Raw genomic sequence first — 16648 nt, forward strand, 5'->3', positions numbered from 1 at the left:
CCGAGCTCGGTGACGACCCCATCGGCACCTACGGGCTGGGCACCCAGCCGCTGGAGTTCTTGCACTTCACGGTGCAGATGCTGCGGGTGCACCGCAGCGAGGTCAGCGACGGCGAGATCGACGAGCTGGTCGACCACCTCACCAAGCAGGTCCGCAAGGTCGCTCCGTTCTCGCTGCGGGTCGGCCCGCCGCAGGCCGGCGTCCACGCGGTCGAGATGTGGGTCGAGCCGGACGCCAACGGATTGAATCCACAGTGGACCAACCTGGTGGAGCACACGCGCACCGCGGCCAGCAGCGTGTTCGGCCCGGACGCGCTGCCGCCCCTGGGGCCGAACGCGACCCCGCACACGAGCCTGGGCTACGGCGTCACCAACGGTGACTCGGGTGTGCTCACCAGCGCTCTCAAGCGCACCCGCCAGCCCCTGGTCGAGGTGCCCGTCGAGCAGGTGCACCTGCTGGCCGTCACCCAGCGCCCGGAGCAGGGCCAGTTCGTCTGGGACTCGCTGGCGACCATCGAGCTGGGGCAGTAACCCGCCTGCGCCTCCGGCGTCCAGCGCGCCTCGTTCGTGCTGGTCGCCGGAGGTGCGGCCCCGATCCGATGTCCATAGGCTCGTGGTCATGACCGACCCCGAAGCGCGGGTGACCATCGTCGGCGAGCTCTACGACCCGGACCGGACCGAGTTCCGGGAGGGCGCGGACTGGCGGTTGTCCACCCGCGGGGTCGAGCTGCTGATCGCGATGCGCCGGCCGGGCTCCCAGTGGATCGACGCCGTGCACGGCCACGCCGGTCCCGCCCGGTTCGCGCTGATCCAGGCACCGCACCTACTTCTGCTGGCCTTCCGGTTCGGCGAGGTGATGCGGTGGAACGACCAGCCGTGGCAGGCGATGCACCAGCGCCGCATGTACCCCGACTACCCGGTCGGCCTGCCCGAGCTCACCCCGGAACAGCACCTGCTGATCCGGATCTACCTCGTCGACGCCGCGAGCGGAATCCTGCGCGGCCAGGGCCTCGTGACCTGGCCGCCCCACTTCGCCAGCGCGGTGCGCCGGGCCGTCGACGAGCACCTGGCGGCCGCCGACGACGACGAAGCCGCCGGCCGCGAACTCGACGAGCTCTACACCCGGTACCCCACCGCGGCCGACCTGGTGCGCCACCGGGCGCTGGCGACCTGCAAAGGCGGACAGCAGTAGCCCGCCCGCTCACGGCTCCGGCCCACTTCTCGCCGGGCTCGCCGGGGTCGCGCCGATGCCGTATTCGACGCCTCCGCCCCGGCCTGGGGGCGATACGGTCGTGATCGTGAACACCGACACCCTCTGGGATCAGGCACTGGACTGGGGCACCGAACTGGCCGAGGCGCACTTCAGTCCAGGCGCGCGGGGAAGCTGGGACGCGCGAGCCACCGCCGGCATCCTGGCCGTCGCCGCCTACGCGCTCGCGCACCGCCATCACCTCGAGGACGTGCGGGCGCTGGGCGCCGAGAGGCTGATCTGCCCGCTGTTCGACGACGACCGGTTCACGAACCTGGTCACCGACACCCTCTCGGAGCGACTTGGTCTGGAGGACGGGGTGGCCGACACAGCTGATCCCGTTGTGGCGATGTGGTCCTGGCTGACGCGCACCTGGCCTGTCGACGAACTCCGCACGCCCCTGGACACCGACGTCGAGTACCCGCCGCCGTACTCGATCGGCGGGCGGTGCGTGCCACGGCCCGCGGTGGAGGTGTACCTGCTCTGGGCAGCAGGCGCGGTGGACCGGGTGCTGCGGGAGGAACGAGGGGCAGTGACCGAACGCCGCGTCTACGTCCACGTCACCGGCGGCGAGCACGCCGGGCAGACCGGCCTGCTGGAAAACCCGGTGTGGAAGCTGACGCCGGAGCTCGACCGCGTGGAACCGGGACCACCCCCGGCCTACACGGTCACCCTCGGCCCCGCACCGGACCACCATCCACCGGCGAACACGCTCCGGGTCGAACGGATCCGGGTCGAGCACATCGAACTGATGTCCTGACCTCCACGTACCGTGAGACCAAGATCCAGAACCGAAGGGGACATACCCGATGACCTCAGCCGCCGCGCCGCGCCATCCAGGCGCGTGGAGCCTGCCGGAGATGGCGCCCGATGAGGAGCTGCTGGACTTCACCAGCCGACCCGGGGCGGCGCAGCGGCTGAAGATGTTCGTCACCGCGTCGCAGATCGCGTTGCACTACTTCGACACCGTCGACCACGGCCTGGCCGAGCCGCCCGCGAACTGGCCGGAAGCAGGCGACGCCGAGGCTGCCGATGACACCAGCCGGGTGCCGGGCGAGGCTCCCGGTGATCAGGTCGTCGCGGCACCGGAGACCGCGCGGAAGATCGTGCGGCTGCTGGCGCGCACCCCGCGCAACTGGACGCCGCTGATCGTGTCCGATCTAGACGGATTCGGCCGCGACATGCTGGACAAGGCGTTCTTCCCCGACGGCCTACTGGCCGGCAAAGCCTCCAACGTCGCCGCGCCCGAGCCCTCCGAGTGGCTTCGCGGTGCCCCCCAGGTCATCGCGATGGTGTGCCCACCACGCCGGTGGAACGACGCCCTCGACGCCCTGACCAGACGCCACGAGCTGGCTCCCGCGGAACTCAACCAGGCCGAGGTCGCCCGGTCCCGGGCGCGGATCGAGGCGTTCGCGCTGCAACATCCGGTCGCGGCGATCCACGCCGCGGCCGCGCAAGTGGCGTGGCTGTCGCTTCAGTCCTCGGTGGTGCGCGACCGGGCGGCCGCCCGCGAGGAGATCGCGTCGAAGATGACCACGATGCAACGCAAGATCGCCGCGCACCCGTCTTACTGCTGATCACAGAGCGACAGCACCACGAGCTGGAACGCCGAACCCGCCGGATGGGGCCGGGTCGCTAGTTCTTCCGCTTCTTCTTCTTGCGCTTGGCCCGGAGCTCCCGTTCAGCTTCGCGCCGCGCGGCCTGTTCCTGTGGGCTCAGGGTGCGGCCGCGGGCTCGGGTCTCCTCGCGCAGCGCCTCCGCGCGGTCCTGGCGGCAGTCGGCGATCCGGCGAACCTGCGCGGCGGCGTCGGCGTCGTGCCGGGCGTCGAAGGCCGCGGCCAGCAGCCGGTCCGCCTCCTCCCCCTGAGTTTCCGGGTCGGGCAGCTGGTCGGCCGCTGGCCCGATCAGCTCGCGCAACGTGGCGTGAGCGAGCGCCCGCTCCTCGTCGGAGAGGTGCAGTACGGAGCGGGTCCGGTCCTCGCGGCCGAGGTAGGCCACGACGTGCGCGAGCTCGGTGCGAATACGCTGCGGGTTGGTCTGCGGCTGGATGCCCATCCAGCCGCAGTAGGCGGCCATCAGGTACAGATCGGCCTCGATGTCCCTGGTCGGGTACGGATGCAGATCGGCAGGCCCCTCCGGCCCGATCTTCATCAGCACCGGAAGCTGGGCGTTCCCGGTCCGCTCGCGGTGTTCGTGCGGCACAACCCGGTCGATGATGCTCTGCATCCCGGGCAGCAGCGTGCTGGTCCGGACCGTTGTCGTGCGGCGCAGCCGCGTGAACCACACCTGCCCCAGTTCCTCGATGCGCTGGCGGGCCAGGCGTTGACCGCGGGGGCCGTAGGCGGAGATGGCGTTCGCCGCGTCCCGGACCGCCGGTGCGCTGTGGGTGAGCACGCCGTGCAGCATCCGCATGGTGAAGGTGTCCACCGCGTCCCGGTCGTCAGCGTCCAGGGCCGGCGTGTCGGCGGGGATGACCGCGGCCGGGTCTTCGTGGTCGACGATCGCACCGAGGGTGCGCATGATCTCGCGGCGCAGCTGCTCGGCCTGTCTGGGAGTGGGGGCGGCGCCGTCGTGTTCCCGCAGGTGCTTGGCAGCGATCTCCACGAGCGCGTTGTGTACAGGCCCGCGCTTGGCGGGATCGGCGGGGACACGGGCGATGTCCTCGCCGTCGTGGAGATCGATCAGCAGGTCGAGCGCGGCCTGGTCGGGTGCAGGCTCGCCCGTGCCCGCCTGCGGTGCGGCTCCCAGCTGGGCGGTCGTCCGGTCGATCTCGTCCAGCAGCTCGTCGCGGACGCGTGACGGCTGCCCTTCGTGGACCTGGGGCTGCTCGGCCAGCCACACGATCAGCGTGGCAGCGGCGTGCAGGATAAACGGGCCGACTTGCGACTGCCCCAGCCAGGGATGGTCCGGTACCGCCTCGCCGGCCGCACCGGCGGCGGCGACGGCCTCCTCGTGCGCGTCGAGCACATCGACCTGCGCCAGCACCTGGTGACGCAGGCTCTCCGGGACCACCTTCTCGACGACCGCGCGGTGCCCGGTGCTTTGCTGTTCCGGCGTCCACATCTGGTCGCCGTGGAACCCGACCGCCACCTGGACCCAGCCGCGGTGCAGCGCCGCCACTTCGTCCGCAGCCACCTGCCACCGACTCGGCACGCTGTGGGCCGAAGCGATCTCCGTGATCAAGTTCTGCGCGGTCGCAGGCTGCTCATCCAGGTAGGCCAGCACCACCTGCTGCGCCCACAAGCGCACCTGCATCTCGATCATCTCAGCCACGCCGACAGCTTCCCACGTCGTCGTCGATGGGCAGCTCGTCGGCCGCCTCAAGCAGGACCAGCATGATGGGCAGTCAAACGCCACGGTCCCCCCGGAACCTGAGCACGTTCCGGGGGGACCGTCGTAGATGGGATACGGGCTTACGCGGCAACGCCTGCTGCGACGTCGATGATGTCGCGGACGCGGAACGCGGACCCGTTCCGGCCCCGCTCGGCCTTCACGAACTGCCCCAACTCGCGTCCGAGCCGGATCGTGGCTGAACGCTTCTCCCCATCCGACTGATCATCGGTGAACCGGGACATGAGCCTGGCCAGCTCTCCGGTGGTGACCATCTCGTCAGGCTGACGATGCTGCACCACTGAAGCCGCGTGCAGCAGCGGGTGCTGCGCTTCCGGGATCGGCTGGGCGTCCTCGTTTCGTTGTGCGGGCACCTCACCAGTGACTGGGTTTTCGGCTCCCTCCACGAAGGCTTGCACCGTCGCCCGGATGGTGTCGCGTGCCCAACCGATCTGCCCGTCGCGCTCCTCCGGCGTCAGGTTCCACGGCTTTCCCGACAGCTCGGAAGCGAGCTTCTGGCCTGCTGCTTCCCAGTCTCCGCCCTCGCTGACACGGTCGATTACGAAGGCGAGTTGCCCGGCCGGGATCCACGCTGGTGCGTTCTCGGCCATCACGACTTCGTAGACGTGGTGCATCGTCTCGCCCAAGATCCCGTACTTCTTCAGGTTCTCGTTGGCCTCGGCGAACTTCGTTTCGGCATGGTCCATCATCGCCTGGATCTCCTTTTCACTCATCTGGACGTGATCGCCGAACGACTCATCGCCCTTGTCCTCATTCGGGTGGTCGTGGTCATCGTCCTGATCGTGCTCGGTTTCCGAGTACTCGTTCACAGTGCCAGGCTCATCCGACGACAAGTTCGGGTTCGCCGGCCACGACAGTCCGAGTTCATGGCAAATCTCGACCAGCTCGGGGTGGTATTTCGCCGACCAGCGGTTGGCGAACTTGCTGCCGAGTGCGTCCTCGATCCATTGCGGTGTCGTCGCCGGCGACTGGTTGGCGTTGCGGATCGCGATCGGCGCGATCTGCTCCTCACCGTCCAAGACATGTGCCTTCGCCGGCATCGTCCGCGGGTTCTCGATGTTCTGCTGCACCAGCAGGGTGTAGTCCCGCAACTTGGTGGTGTCGGTTCCCTTCAGCCCCACCAGCGTGTTCGTGCCGTCCGAGTGCGACATTGTCTTGCCGCAGATCCTGATCGTGAAGTTCCGCATCATGAACGACCCGTGCGAGCCGGAGCCGTCCATCAGGCCATACTGCGACGCGCAGAACAGCATCACGCCCGCCGATCGGAACGCCCGCGTGAGCACATCCGCGAGCTTCGACGGCGACCAAGTCCTCCCGTCGAAGGTCTTGATCCTCATGTCGTCGTGGTCCCGGAGGAAGTCGCTCGCCTCAACGAGCGTCATGAAATACGCCGGGTCCTTCGCTGTCGGCTTGTGCTTGGAGAGCGGGCCGAGCTTCTTGTTCCGCAGCGTGCCGATCTTGTAAAGGTCGGCCAGCATCTGGCCGACTTCCGCTGGATCCTCACCCGCGATCCGGTCCAGCGCCGGCTTCGATGTCTGCCCCCGCAACCACGGTGCCAGCCAGGGCCAGACCTGGGGCATCAACTTCGCGGTGCCGCCGACCCAGGTCTTGCAGTTCGTCGTATTGCCGATCTCGGCGTGCACGTTGTTGGTGAACACGTCCTTGCCGGACCCGGAAGCACCACACATGAACATGTGCGCACCAAACACAGTCAGCAGCACATCTTCACCGTCCTCGAACACCGCCGGCCTGATCGGCTGCTCGATCGACTGCATCGGTCGATCCAGCGGGTACGGGATGCTCTTGGAGAACCGCTGCTTCGTTGAGATGTGCAGCTTGAACAGGTGCGCGGCGTCACCCTCCTCCACGCGAACCTGACCGGCAGAGAGCTTCACGCCCTGGTGGGCGAGTTCGTGCGCCGCGATCGAGGCGATCGTGCCGATCGCATCCTCGATGCCCTTGAGTTTGACCGGCTCGTCCGGGCTGTCCATCAGATACAGGGTGTCTCCGGCCTTGCTCTCTTCCCAGTCGTAGACCGTCAACCCCTTCAAACCAGCGCGGTGGATGATCGGCTGCCACTGTTCGACCTTGTGGCTGATCTTCCGCTCATGCTGGTGTTCCTCGACCTCACGCTTCTTCTGCTCGGTGTATTCCTGCTGCATCTCCTTGCGCTCCGGCGCCTTCCCGTGCAGCGAGGCCCACAGTGAGCCGAAGACCACGCCCCACAGCGCGAGCAGACCAAGCGCCGCTGGGTCCAACGGGGTCGTCGTCCCGGCGAATGCCAACCATCCCGTGCTCGTGCTGCCCGCGGCGAGGATGAGCTTGGTGACGGCAGCGATGTGCTGCTCGCCGTACTCGTTGGCCTCGAAGGCATTCCGTGCGCCGAGCCACGCCGCAGCCGTGATCGCCAACCCGACTGGGATCATCAGCAGATACGACAGCGCCGTGAAGTACGGGATGCAGCCGACCACGTAGAGCACTTGGACAGCGACGAACGGTGCGAACCAACGCAGGTCGGGCTCCCAGGTCGAGGCCCGCTCAGCGAGGTTCACGCGCGGCTTCGCGGTGATCTCCTGGGTCTCCTGAGAGGTGCCCTGTGTGCGGGACGACCCATGATCCCGCTTGCTGGCGTTCCGTTCCTTCGTGTCAGTGCTCACTGTTCCTCACTTCTAGGGACGAGGACCCCGCCCGTCTGCGACAGGACGGGGTCCCTTCCGGACCGGGTTCTGAAAGATCAGTCCCGGTTATTCGAGATGTCCCACTTGTCCTGGCCAGGACGGGGATTGCGGAGCTTGTTCAACTCCTCGGCGTGGTGGACCTCAAACGCCGCCGCGTGTTCAGCCATCTGCCCCGCCAAGCCACGGCTCGCGTTCGCGTAGCTGTTCAGGGCCTCGGCGAACGCCGGGTTGATCGGGAGTTCCTGCTGGATCTTCTGCGCCTGCGACTGCCAGGACTGTGCCTCGGCCGCCGCAGCTCCCGGCGCGTTCTTGACCCAATCGATCACATCGTTGGCCCGGTTGACCTGGAAGTTCGTCGCAGTCGCCTGGACCTGCTCGATGTGCGATTCAAAGGGGTTCGGCATTGCGAAACCTCCGTTATTCCTTCCTGCATCGTTCTGACCAGCAGTCTTCTGCGCCTGCTGGGCAGCCTTCTTCCCATCGCGCGACGCTGCACGGTCGGCGTCTGATTTGGCATGGTCGGTCTGGACCTTGAACCACCGAGTCGGCTTCGGGTTCAGCTCCGCCTTTTCCCAGTTCGAGCCCTGATTCCCACTCTTCTTCCGCGGCGTTCGGATCTCGTCTGGGTCGTAACCTTGACGGCCGTTGAGCCAGCTCCGGCGCCTTTTCCCAAACAGGCCCTTGAGCTTGCCGAACTTGCCGGGCTTGTCCTTCTTGTTCCGGGGCGTCGAGTGCTCGTCGGGATTGAAGATGTTCTTGCCACGGGCCCACTTTGGCCCCTTGGAGTTGCGGTGTCCGGCCAGTTTGCGGCCAATGCCGCCGAGCAGGCCCTTTCCGGAACCACGCCCGCCGCGTCCGGCAAACCGTCCGCCTTTGCCGCCGAGCAGGCCGTGCCCGCTGCCGTTCCGGCCAGCCCCCCGGCCACCGTGCCGTCCGCTGTTCTTGTTCCCGGCCAGCTTCCCGAGAAGCCCTGTGCCGCGACCTCGACGGCCACCGGGCCCGCCACCGTGCCGCTTGCCGTCCCTGCCGAGCAGCCCTTTCAGCCCTCGGCCCTTCTCAGCACCGGCGCCGTGGCCGTTCGACTTGCGGTGTCCGGCCAGCTTGCGGCCAATGCCGCCGAGCAGGCCCTTTCCGGAACCACGCCCGCCGCCATTGCCGAGCAGTCCTCTACCACCAGCGAGCGCAGCACCGTTCCGGGTGCCGCGGCCCCGGCCCAGGTTCGGCATTCCCAGCGCGGACAGGCCGCCGCGGCGCTTTCCGTCCTTGTCTCGTTCGAGCCGACCGCCTTTGCTGTCGTTCGACTTGTCTCGGTCGGGCTTCTTGAGCCCGAACCGCTCGGCCGCTTTCGGCGCGTACTTGCGCATCGCTGCGCCCCCGAGTCCGGCACCGGTGCCGATTGACAGCGCCGTGATCACCCCGGCCGTGCCTCCGACGACACCGGCCGACGAGAGAGTGGTCGCCGCCATCGAGGCGCCGGCCGTCCATGACGCCGGAGAGGCCAGCCGTTCCTTACCGACCTCGGTGGCCGTAGCCTTGTTGATGCTGGTCGCGGACGGAACGTACTGCTGAGGCTGAGGCGGCTGCTCGGCCGCCTGGACCTCGTCCTCGAGCTTCCTGCCGCGCTTACGCCTGCGCCGTCGCGACCGCGGTTCGGCCTCTTCTTCGGTCATCGTCACCGTGTGCTCACCTCCTCATCTGGTCGCGATCTGCGGCGTCGGGCGTGGGCTCCGCCCCAACGGGGGAAGGGCGGTACCCGATCCCGATCACCAGCGTGCGTACTGTCCGTTCGCGGGCTGGTTTTGATGGTTTTGCGCTGCTCCGCGCTCTGCGAAGGTGCGGCGCGTGTAGGCACCGAGGATCGTGTCGGCGGCCAGTCGAGCGCGGGCGAATGCTTCCTCAACCTCTTCGCGGGTGTCGTCCGAGATTGGGATCTCGCCATCAGCGTTGATCGGCGGAAGCAGGTTCTCCAGGTCCCGAGCCAACGTGTCGAGTTCGATCGACTTCTGGGCCCAGAACGACATGGCGTCGCTGGAGCTTGCCGGAGTGCTCATGCTGTTCCTCTCGTTTCTGCTGTTCGGTACGGGTTTTCAGGAGATCGGGCTGGCACTGATGAGGCTGTTGAAGAACGTGAAGATCGCGCTGAAGAAGTTGCCGACCCACGTTCCGGCCATCGCGGCGTGGCCGATGAACCACGTGATCGCGACGAAGACGATGGCGAGTACGACGACAATCTTCACGAAGTTCACGATTGATCCGAGCATCACTTCACCTCCTTCCTGTGCAGCAGGTGAAAGCGCTCGTGAACAGCGCGGTTGGGGTAGGCATCACAAGAGCTCCGTGCGGCCGGTCAGGCACCGATGCACGCGCTGGGCCATCGCGGTGTTGGTCTTGACGCCCTGATCACGCAGTGCCTTCTCGATCGCGCTGCGGCTCGGGGTGGCAGCAATCTGGCCTTCGGAGATGAGTCGGCGCACGACCTCCAGGCGGTCGACGAGGTCGGGATCAGCCGGCTGTCCGCCGTGGTCGAGGTCGCCGAAGTAGGCCCAGATACGGGGCACGCAGGTCACGATCAGCACGGCCAAGACCGGCCAGACACCGTGCGACATGAGCTGAACGAGGTCGAACTGCGCGTTCCACGGCCAGTGCAGGTGCTGCCATGTGTTGAGGGTGAACGTAGTGATCAGCAGCGCGATCTCGGTATTGCGGATCCACTTGTCCTCGACGGCTTCGCCGCGGGTGGCCATGAAGGCCCGGAAGGCGAACAGGCTCAGCAGCAACACGGCGATGGCCGGTTCGACCGACCAGGCGAACCACCAGCGGCCGCTGCCCTCGGCGGCTCCGTCAGCGACGGTCTGCTGCACGTTCGCGGTGGAGACGCCAAGACTCAAAGCCAAACCGATACCGGTCGACGTTGTGATGTTGCGCCGCCAGCGTGCGGTGGACAACGCCTTGTGCGCGGGATCGCGCAGCAGATTGTGCAGTCGCTGGGACTCGGCGGCACGTGCCTTTTGCCTGATCACGCGGGGTGTCTCGGCTTCAATCCAGGCAGGGTCGTCCTGGACAGCCCGAAAGCCGTGCCGCTCGGCGAGTTGCGCGTTGAGCTTCCGCACACGCCTCGTCTGTTCCGTACCCGCGCCGGGATTCGGCTTGGGCTTCCCGAGCTGGGGGTCTTGGGACGAAGTGCCGTTCTTTTCCGCTTCGGGCGACGGAAGCTGCGTCAGCGGCCATTCCTGACGGTTGCTAACACCGCCGTTTCGCGGCCGACTTCCGTTAATCGGGGGCGCGGTCATCGATCTCCCTCTCACGACGTGTGTGCTGTTCAGATGGCTAGTCTAATCTATCTGATCATACCTAACTAACCAAGTACCAGATTGGCTGGACCTGGCTAGCTAGATCGAGGTGACCTGATGAGCGACACTGGAAGATGTGCCGATGACTGCCCAAGACGTCGCTGACGCGCTGCGATCCGCAATTGAGACCGGCGAGTACCGGCCAGGACACCAACTGCCTTCGAAGGCTGCGGTGCGCCGCGAGTTCGGGATCTCTGTCGCCACCGCCCAAGAGGTGTTCAACACCTTGGGTAGGGAAGGGCTCATCACCGGACGCCGGGGAGCGGGGGTGTTCGTACGCCATCCCGCGCGTCACACGACGGTCGAGGCTCTGATCAGCGGGTTCGACGAACTGGAGCATGATGTCGCCGAGGCACCAGCGTGGGTGGCGGCCGCGTTGAGGCTGGAGATCGGAACCGCTGTCGATCGAGGCCATCAGGTCACCGATGACCGGTTGTTCACCGAGTGGGCCCCGCAAGTCGTCCATCCGAATCCGACGTGGTCCGAGCGCTATATCCAGGCACGAGCCGCCGCACCCGATGAGCGCGAGCTGCTGGATCTGCGCGCCGGCACCCCGGTGCTGGCGCTGCACCGGACCTTCTACTCCGACGACGGTCAAGCCGTCCGAGCCGATCGAGTCACCGCCGTCGGCGCGGCATATACCGTTGATCTCGGCCAGAGCCCGGTCGGATGAGGTCATGCCACAAAGAATCTGCTGTTCAGGCCGGGTGCGGTAGATGACACCGCGGACAAGGGGGTGACACCAGCGATGTCCCTAGCGCCCGACCAACCATTCCCGCCACGCTCGAACGAGACCTTGCGTCGATGCCGCGAACTGCGCGGCTGGGGGCTGGATCGCGCAGCCGTCGAGCTGCACCGAATCGGAGTGGAGGCCGAATTGCCCATGCCGGAGATCGCCAGCGTTCGTCGCGCCTTGCTCCGGCATGAAAGCGGCAAAAGCACACCGAAACGCGCGGATGACCTCTACGTGCAGGTGTACGCGCTGGCGTACGCCAAGCAGCCGGACGAGCTGTTCGGCCACCTCCGCCCTGTCCCTAGCGCAGACGGCACCTTCGGAGTACGCAGCCACAAGTTCATCCCTGCCTACCTCGGCGAAGAGATCCAGGCACTGATCGAGGCAGTCGACGCTCAACCCACCACTGTGGGCTGGGCCGAGTGCCACCGGGCCGAGATCGCGATCGACCCAGGCCCCGGAGCCGATCAGGGCCTGCGCGGCGTGCTCTACGTGTTTGGTTGGGGGGTCGCCGTCCTGCATGTCATCGAGCCTCTGCGGCCGGCATCCGTCGCCGAACTCGCGCTCTGGCGACGTCGAACCCACCGCAGCGCCCGCAAGCTGCTCAGCGCCTACTTGTCCGCACTCATGGACTCGGAGGTCATCGCTCCCTATGTGCTGACCTGCCTGTGGTTGCACGATTCGGCCTGGAGCGGTGACGACTTGCACACAGCTATGCGGCTGCTGTGTATGCCGCGGGCGCTGCTGGGCGTCGGTGAGGACGAGCACGATGGCGGCCTCGCGCACGCCGAGGCAATCGAAAAACGCCTGTTCAGAGACGGCTTCGCGCCCGCAGACCATGTCGACTGCGGCGTCGACGGCGTCTCCATCGGGTGGGCCTCATGGTCGGGGGTGGCCTACTACCCGGTGAATGCCCGAGCCGCACTGACCGAAGAAGACTTGGCAACCTGCGAGCTACTGGCGCAAGCCTTGTGGTGCTTGTGCAACCAGGTCAGCGAGCAGGTTCGCGCAGGAGTCGACCCCGTGCTGCCCGCCGGCCACAACTGGCGATGGCTACGCGGACGACGTGCGGAGATCACCAACGCGGGCGCAACGGAGCCCCAGCAGCTGCGCGCCTTGCGCAACGCCGTGTTGGAAACCAGCGAGCTTTCCCGAATGTTGGGCGAGACCGTCGAGTTGCTGAGGGAGATCGAACAGTGAGCAGTGTTCTCGTTGTCGTCGATATGCAGAACGGCTTCGTGTCCACGAAGTCCGAGCCCATCGTGCCCAAGGTCGTCGACCTGGTCGAGCGGTGGGAAGACAGTGGGCGGGACGTCGTGTTCACTCGCTTTATCAACGGACCAGGATCCCAGTTCGAACGGCTGATCCACTGGTCGAGGTTGCAGGACTCCCCTGAGATCGACATCGTGCCGGAGCTCGCCTCCCACGCCGAGCGGGCAGTCGCAGTAGTCGACAAGCCTGCGATGTACTCTTCCTTCACTCCGGAGTTCACAACCCTCGTTGAACAGCACGAATGGACCGACTTCGTAGTTTGCGGGATCGCGACAGAGTCGTGCGTCATGAAGACCGCGACCGACGCCTTCGAACGGGGCCACACGCCGTGGCTGGTCACCGACGCCAGTTACTCCCACGCTGGCGAGGAACCCCACCTCGCCGGCCTACTCGTGATCAAGAGGTTCATCGGCAGGGACCAGATGGTGACCTCCGATGCGTTGTTCCAGCCAGGCCACGCCGCAGCCTGACATGACGCCACTGGCCATCGTCGATATCGACGGCACTGTGGCCGATGCTCGGCACCGGCTGCACTGGATCACGGGGAAGCCCACCCACGCGGAGTGGGTGGGCTTTTTCAACGCCGCAGGAGCGGATCCGGTCCTGCCCCACGGGGCCGAGCTCGTCCGGCAGCTGGCCCACGACCACGAGATCGCCTGGATCACCGGACGACCAGAACGCATCCGCGGACTCACCGAACACTGGCTGGCCAGGCACAGCCTCCCAGCCGGGAGGCTGCTCATGCAGCCCGAAGGCGACCGCCGTCCAGCCCGGGAAGTCAAACTCGAGCAGCTTCAAAAGCTTGCCGGCGAAGCCGCCATCGACCTCGTCGTGGACGATGACCCGCGGGTCATCGAACTGCTCGGCGAGCACGGATTTCCCACCAAGCTCGCCGACTGGCTGCCGTGGTCACCGGTCATGGATTTCCACGGTGAATAGCTTCTGACCCAACTCTCCGGCGAACACGGAACGTAATCAAACCTGCCACGCCCAAGCCGTTCCCTGCCCTCGGAAACATGCCATCCGTCTGCCACCGACCTGCCACAGGCCATCAGCCCTGTGGCAGGTCGGTGGCAGACGTCGTTGCATAGGATGACCTGGTATTTCCCAGCTCCGTGACATGTCGTTGCAAGTCCAGAGGTCCCTCGCGCGTACGCGCGTACGCGAGCGCGCATTATGCGCGGGCGCGCGAGGCCCGCCCCTGAGACCGACAACCCCGTGATCACCTGCCACGACTTGCCGCGGAACTAACAACATCGAAAACCGGCCGCTACCGTCCGGAGCCAGGATGCTGGCAACCGTCAGGATTGGATCGGGTATCACCAGCCGCCGGTGTCGGGGTCGTGGTTGCACTTGGGCACTGGGACACCGTCGGGGACGGGCAGCCAGCCGAGCTCGTCGCACAGATCGCAGGCGTCGATCGCGGCCCGGCGGGCGGCGATTTCCTCACGGCGCTCGCGCAGCGCGGCGGTTTCCCGTGCAGCACGGCGCTCGTCGGCCGCAGCGACTTCGACCGCACGGATCGCCTGCTGCTTGCTTGGCGGCAGTTCGGGTGTGGCCTTGGCCAGCCTGGCGGAGATCCAGGCCCGCGAGTTGTGGATGTGCCGGGGCAGGTGCCGGTACTCCAGCAACCCGTGGATCTGATCGGCGAGGTCCTGCTCGGTCCAGCCGTAGTCCAGCAGCTTCGACCCACGGAGCCGGGCCGTCAGCCACCGGATCGACACCCCGTCGCTGACCTCCGGCCGTAGAAGCCCCCGCAGAAGCCGCTCAGCGGCCCGCTGCGCCCGCGACGGGCGCTTTCGCCGAGCGTCAGTCGCCGAACCCTGTGTTTTCGCCTCTGCGGGCAACTCAGGCCCGTTTTCGATCGAGGAAAGCCCCTTCTTGTCACTGCCGCGCGGAGCGCGTCGGTTGTCCACACCGCGTACGTAGTTGGACTTCTCTTGATCAACTAGAGACACCTGCGGGGGGTGGACAAAATCTTCAATCAACGCCGTGAGCTGCGGCGATTCATCGACAGCGTCCGTCCGGAGCATCCCGACGATGCCCTGGAGACTCGCCCCGGACCGCCAGGGCAGCAGGTCCTGCCAGCCCAGCCAGCGCAGGAGACCGGCCTCTGTGACGCCGAAGACGCCTCCGGCGACCTCGACCTGGACCTCGGCGTTGCGCGGGTGCACCTGGTGCCGCCGGAAGCGCTCCAGCAGCTGCTCGCCCGCCGTGAGGACCGGCCGGTGGGCCTGGGCGAGCTCGTCGGCCTCCCGTCGTTCGGCCGCCGTCAACGGCACCCGCAGCTCGTAGACCGGGCAGAGGTTGACCAGCGGGCGTTCGGCGTCCTGCTCCTGATCCGGCTGCGTCGACGTGCTGGGAATGTCGATCCGGGGAATCTCGCCCGCGTCCCTCTGAGCGAGGGCTCGGGCGGCCCGGCCGCTTGCTCCCTTGCGGACGTGCTCGAGTTCGACGCGCGCACGTTCGCGAGCGGCTTCCTCGGCGGCGATGGCGGCCGCCAGGCGCTGCCGGCGCTCGTCCCGCTCCTCGGGGGTCTCGCCCTCCGGGCGCTCCATCATCGGCAGGCGGCAGCCCGGCACTAGCTCCCACAGCAGGCCCTCCTGCTGCAACCAGGACAGGCAGCGCCGCACCGTGCGCGTCGAGCAGCCCACGGCCGCGGCGATGTCGTCCTGGGTGACCCACGTCAGCGGACGTCCGCTGCGATCAGCACAGACGGCGTACACGCGCGCGATGCGCCAGAACCTGCGTCGCTTGGCGTTGCGCTTGAACTCCGTGCCCGTGCACGCCCGAATCCGGTCGGCGACCACATCGAGCCAGACGTAGGGCGATTCGGCCGGCCTGGTCCACTCTGGGGCGACCCGCGTGAGCACCTTCGACGCGAGATCCACACGAGCCGTGGGCACGATGAAGCGCAGCACCGCCCACCGAACCCCGGCCTGGGTCAACAGGCGGTCCAGGGGGTGCAGCTGGTCGTACTCGGCCGCTGCCAGCACGGCCTCGGCCGCCGGATCCAGCTCCAGCAGCGGTACCGGCTGCTCCCCCGCGGCACGGGCCTCGATCGCCTCACGGCCACCGGCAAGCCGCCAGCACAGATCGCAGACGAAGAGCTCGTCGCCGCCGTCGACCAACTGCGGCCGCCGACGCCCGAGCGGCAGCGTGCAACACACACACTCATGCCGCTGAACAGGTGAAACATCATCGGAAACTTCGGTGGCGATGGTCATCCGGCCACCACCAAGCCGTAAACCACCTTCGAACTGCGATTTTGCAGTTCAGAAGCGGTTGTCACGCCGTTAAACCGGGGCGCGACCAGCAGGTTTTCCGCGGCACGGCATCCGTGTCCGCGAGCACACAAGTAGACTCTGCTTCCGGCGCTGGGTACACTCAGCCACCGGAAGCGCTCTGTGGCAGGCACAGCGCGGTTCCTTGATCTCCGAGCCTCTGGCTCGGGGGTTAGGCGAAGACCGGTGTTGGCGCACCGCCTTCGTTGCGGATAGTCAGGGGTGGTGCCCTGGCTTCTGTTGCAGTTGTGTTTGTGCAGTTGTTGGATACGGCGTCCCGGTTGGTAGCCGGGACTAACTTGAAAATGGGTGGTTCGTCAGAGCGACGGGGTTGGTAAGGCCCCCTCTGACTTCAACTTCACGGGGCGGTCCCAGCGGGGGCCGCCCCGAAGTCTTGCTACGAGGCTGTGGCCATCACCTCGTGGTCACGGTCGTTGAACAGGCTGGTCTGATCTTCGTCGCCCTCTCGCATCAGAGCTTCGACGAGCGTCTGCACATTCGTACCCGCAGTCCCGAGTTGGAACAGGCCACGCACGATGGCCAGTGCACGATCCGCTTCCTGATGCCAGTCCTCTGGCACGACCACCGCGTTGCGGTTCCGTCGCCCACGCCGTTCGATCCGGATGTGCTCGCCCCGGTTGATGGCGTCGAGCAACTCCTTCTGGTCCCGCCTGAAGGACTCAGCCGTCGCTTCGATCATGGCTTGAACCTATCAGGTGCGCGCAACCAACC

At 67.0% G+C, this 16648-nt stretch carries 16 protein-coding genes; 9 read left to right on the forward strand and 7 right to left on the reverse strand.

From position 1 onward, the window contains the following. From ABD691_RS33585 to ABD691_RS33600, 4 genes are all read left to right on the forward strand, one after another. The coding region (locus ABD691_RS33585; protein ID WP_344686406.1) for a 2'-5' RNA ligase family protein at nucleotides 1-530 on the forward strand (530 nt) is incomplete at its 5' end. An 88-nt stretch (nucleotides 531-618) separates the two neighbouring features. Beyond that, nucleotides 619-1191: a hypothetical protein gene (locus tag ABD691_RS33590; protein ID WP_344686407.1), complete on the forward strand. Its 573-nt coding sequence runs from the start codon at nucleotides 619-621 to the stop codon at nucleotides 1189-1191. A gap of 106 nt (nucleotides 1192-1297) precedes the next feature. Then, entirely contained in the window at nucleotides 1298-2008 is a 711-nt protein-coding gene (locus ABD691_RS33595) for a hypothetical protein (protein WP_344686408.1), read from the forward strand. A gap of 100 nt (nucleotides 2009-2108) precedes the next feature. Continuing rightward, a complete protein-coding gene (locus ABD691_RS33600; protein WP_344686409.1) occupies nucleotides 2109-2825 on the forward strand; it encodes a hypothetical protein in 717 nt (238 codons plus the stop codon). Between the two features lie 58 nt (nucleotides 2826-2883). Here ABD691_RS33600 and ABD691_RS33605 read toward each other — a convergent pair whose 3' ends face one another. The 6 genes from ABD691_RS33605 to ABD691_RS33630 form a co-directional block, all read right to left on the reverse strand. After that, nucleotides 2884-4521: a hypothetical protein gene (locus tag ABD691_RS33605; RefSeq protein ID WP_344686410.1), complete on the reverse strand. Its 1638-nt coding sequence runs from the start codon at nucleotides 4519-4521 to the stop codon at nucleotides 2884-2886. 140 nt (nucleotides 4522-4661) lie between these two features. Next, nucleotides 4662-7256, reverse strand: coding sequence for a hypothetical protein (locus tag ABD691_RS33610; RefSeq protein ID WP_344686411.1), 2595 nt, complete (start codon nucleotides 7254-7256; stop codon nucleotides 4662-4664). Between the two features lie 77 nt (nucleotides 7257-7333). Continuing rightward, complete coding sequence (locus tag ABD691_RS33615; protein WP_344686412.1) at nucleotides 7334-8953, reverse strand: hypothetical protein; 1620 nt, start codon at nucleotides 8951-8953, stop codon at nucleotides 7334-7336. Nucleotides 8954-9040: 87 nt separating this feature from the next. Next, nucleotides 9041-9328, reverse strand: coding sequence for a hypothetical protein (locus tag ABD691_RS33620; RefSeq protein ID WP_344686413.1), 288 nt, complete (start codon nucleotides 9326-9328; stop codon nucleotides 9041-9043). Between the two features lie 36 nt (nucleotides 9329-9364). Beyond that, nucleotides 9365-9538 carry a hypothetical protein gene (locus ABD691_RS33625; protein ID WP_344686414.1) on the reverse strand — a complete coding sequence of 58 codons (174 nt, stop codon included), beginning with the start codon at nucleotides 9536-9538 and terminating at the stop codon, nucleotides 9365-9367. A gap of 63 nt (nucleotides 9539-9601) precedes the next feature. After that, complete coding sequence (locus tag ABD691_RS33630; protein ID WP_344686415.1) at nucleotides 9602-10567, reverse strand: hypothetical protein; 966 nt, start codon at nucleotides 10565-10567, stop codon at nucleotides 9602-9604. 142 nt (nucleotides 10568-10709) lie between these two features. Between ABD691_RS33630 and ABD691_RS33635 the strand changes: the two genes are divergently transcribed. The 4 genes from ABD691_RS33635 to ABD691_RS33650 all read left to right on the forward strand — a co-directional run bounded on the left by ABD691_RS33635 (nucleotide 10710) and on the right by ABD691_RS33650 (nucleotide 13571). After that, a complete protein-coding gene (locus ABD691_RS33635) occupies nucleotides 10710-11300 on the forward strand; it encodes a GntR family transcriptional regulator (RefSeq protein WP_344686416.1) in 591 nt (196 codons plus the stop codon). 75 nt (nucleotides 11301-11375) lie between these two features. Then, on the forward strand, nucleotides 11376-12560 hold the full coding sequence (locus tag ABD691_RS33640; protein WP_344686417.1) for a hypothetical protein: 1185 nt from the start codon (nucleotides 11376-11378) through the stop codon (nucleotides 12558-12560). Then, the gene (locus ABD691_RS33645; RefSeq protein WP_344686418.1) at nucleotides 12557-13102 is read left to right on the forward strand and encodes a cysteine hydrolase family protein; all 546 of its coding nucleotides are present in this window, start codon (nucleotides 12557-12559) and stop codon (nucleotides 13100-13102) included. The genes ABD691_RS33640 and ABD691_RS33645 overlap by 4 nt, the downstream gene beginning before the upstream one ends. Before the next feature lies 1 nt (nucleotide 13103). Further along, nucleotides 13104-13571 (forward strand): phosphatase domain-containing protein, encoded by a 468-nt coding sequence (locus ABD691_RS33650; protein WP_344686419.1) that lies wholly within the window; start codon nucleotides 13104-13106, stop codon nucleotides 13569-13571. Nucleotides 13572-13951: 380 nt separating this feature from the next. Here ABD691_RS33650 and ABD691_RS33655 read toward each other — a convergent pair whose 3' ends face one another. Next, nucleotides 13952-15859 carry a hypothetical protein gene (locus ABD691_RS33655; protein WP_344686420.1) on the reverse strand — a complete coding sequence of 636 codons (1908 nt, stop codon included), beginning with the start codon at nucleotides 15857-15859 and terminating at the stop codon, nucleotides 13952-13954. A gap of 478 nt (nucleotides 15860-16337) precedes the next feature. Here ABD691_RS33655 and ABD691_RS33660 point away from each other — a divergent pair. Continuing rightward, nucleotides 16338-16648, forward strand: a 311-nt coding sequence (locus ABD691_RS33660) for a hypothetical protein (protein WP_344686421.1), incomplete at its 3' end; no start/stop codon positions are given.

This window comes from Saccharopolyspora taberi (genome assembly GCF_039534165.1).
GTDB classification, from domain to species: Bacteria; Actinomycetota; Actinomycetes; order Mycobacteriales; family Pseudonocardiaceae; genus Saccharopolyspora_D; species Saccharopolyspora_D taberi.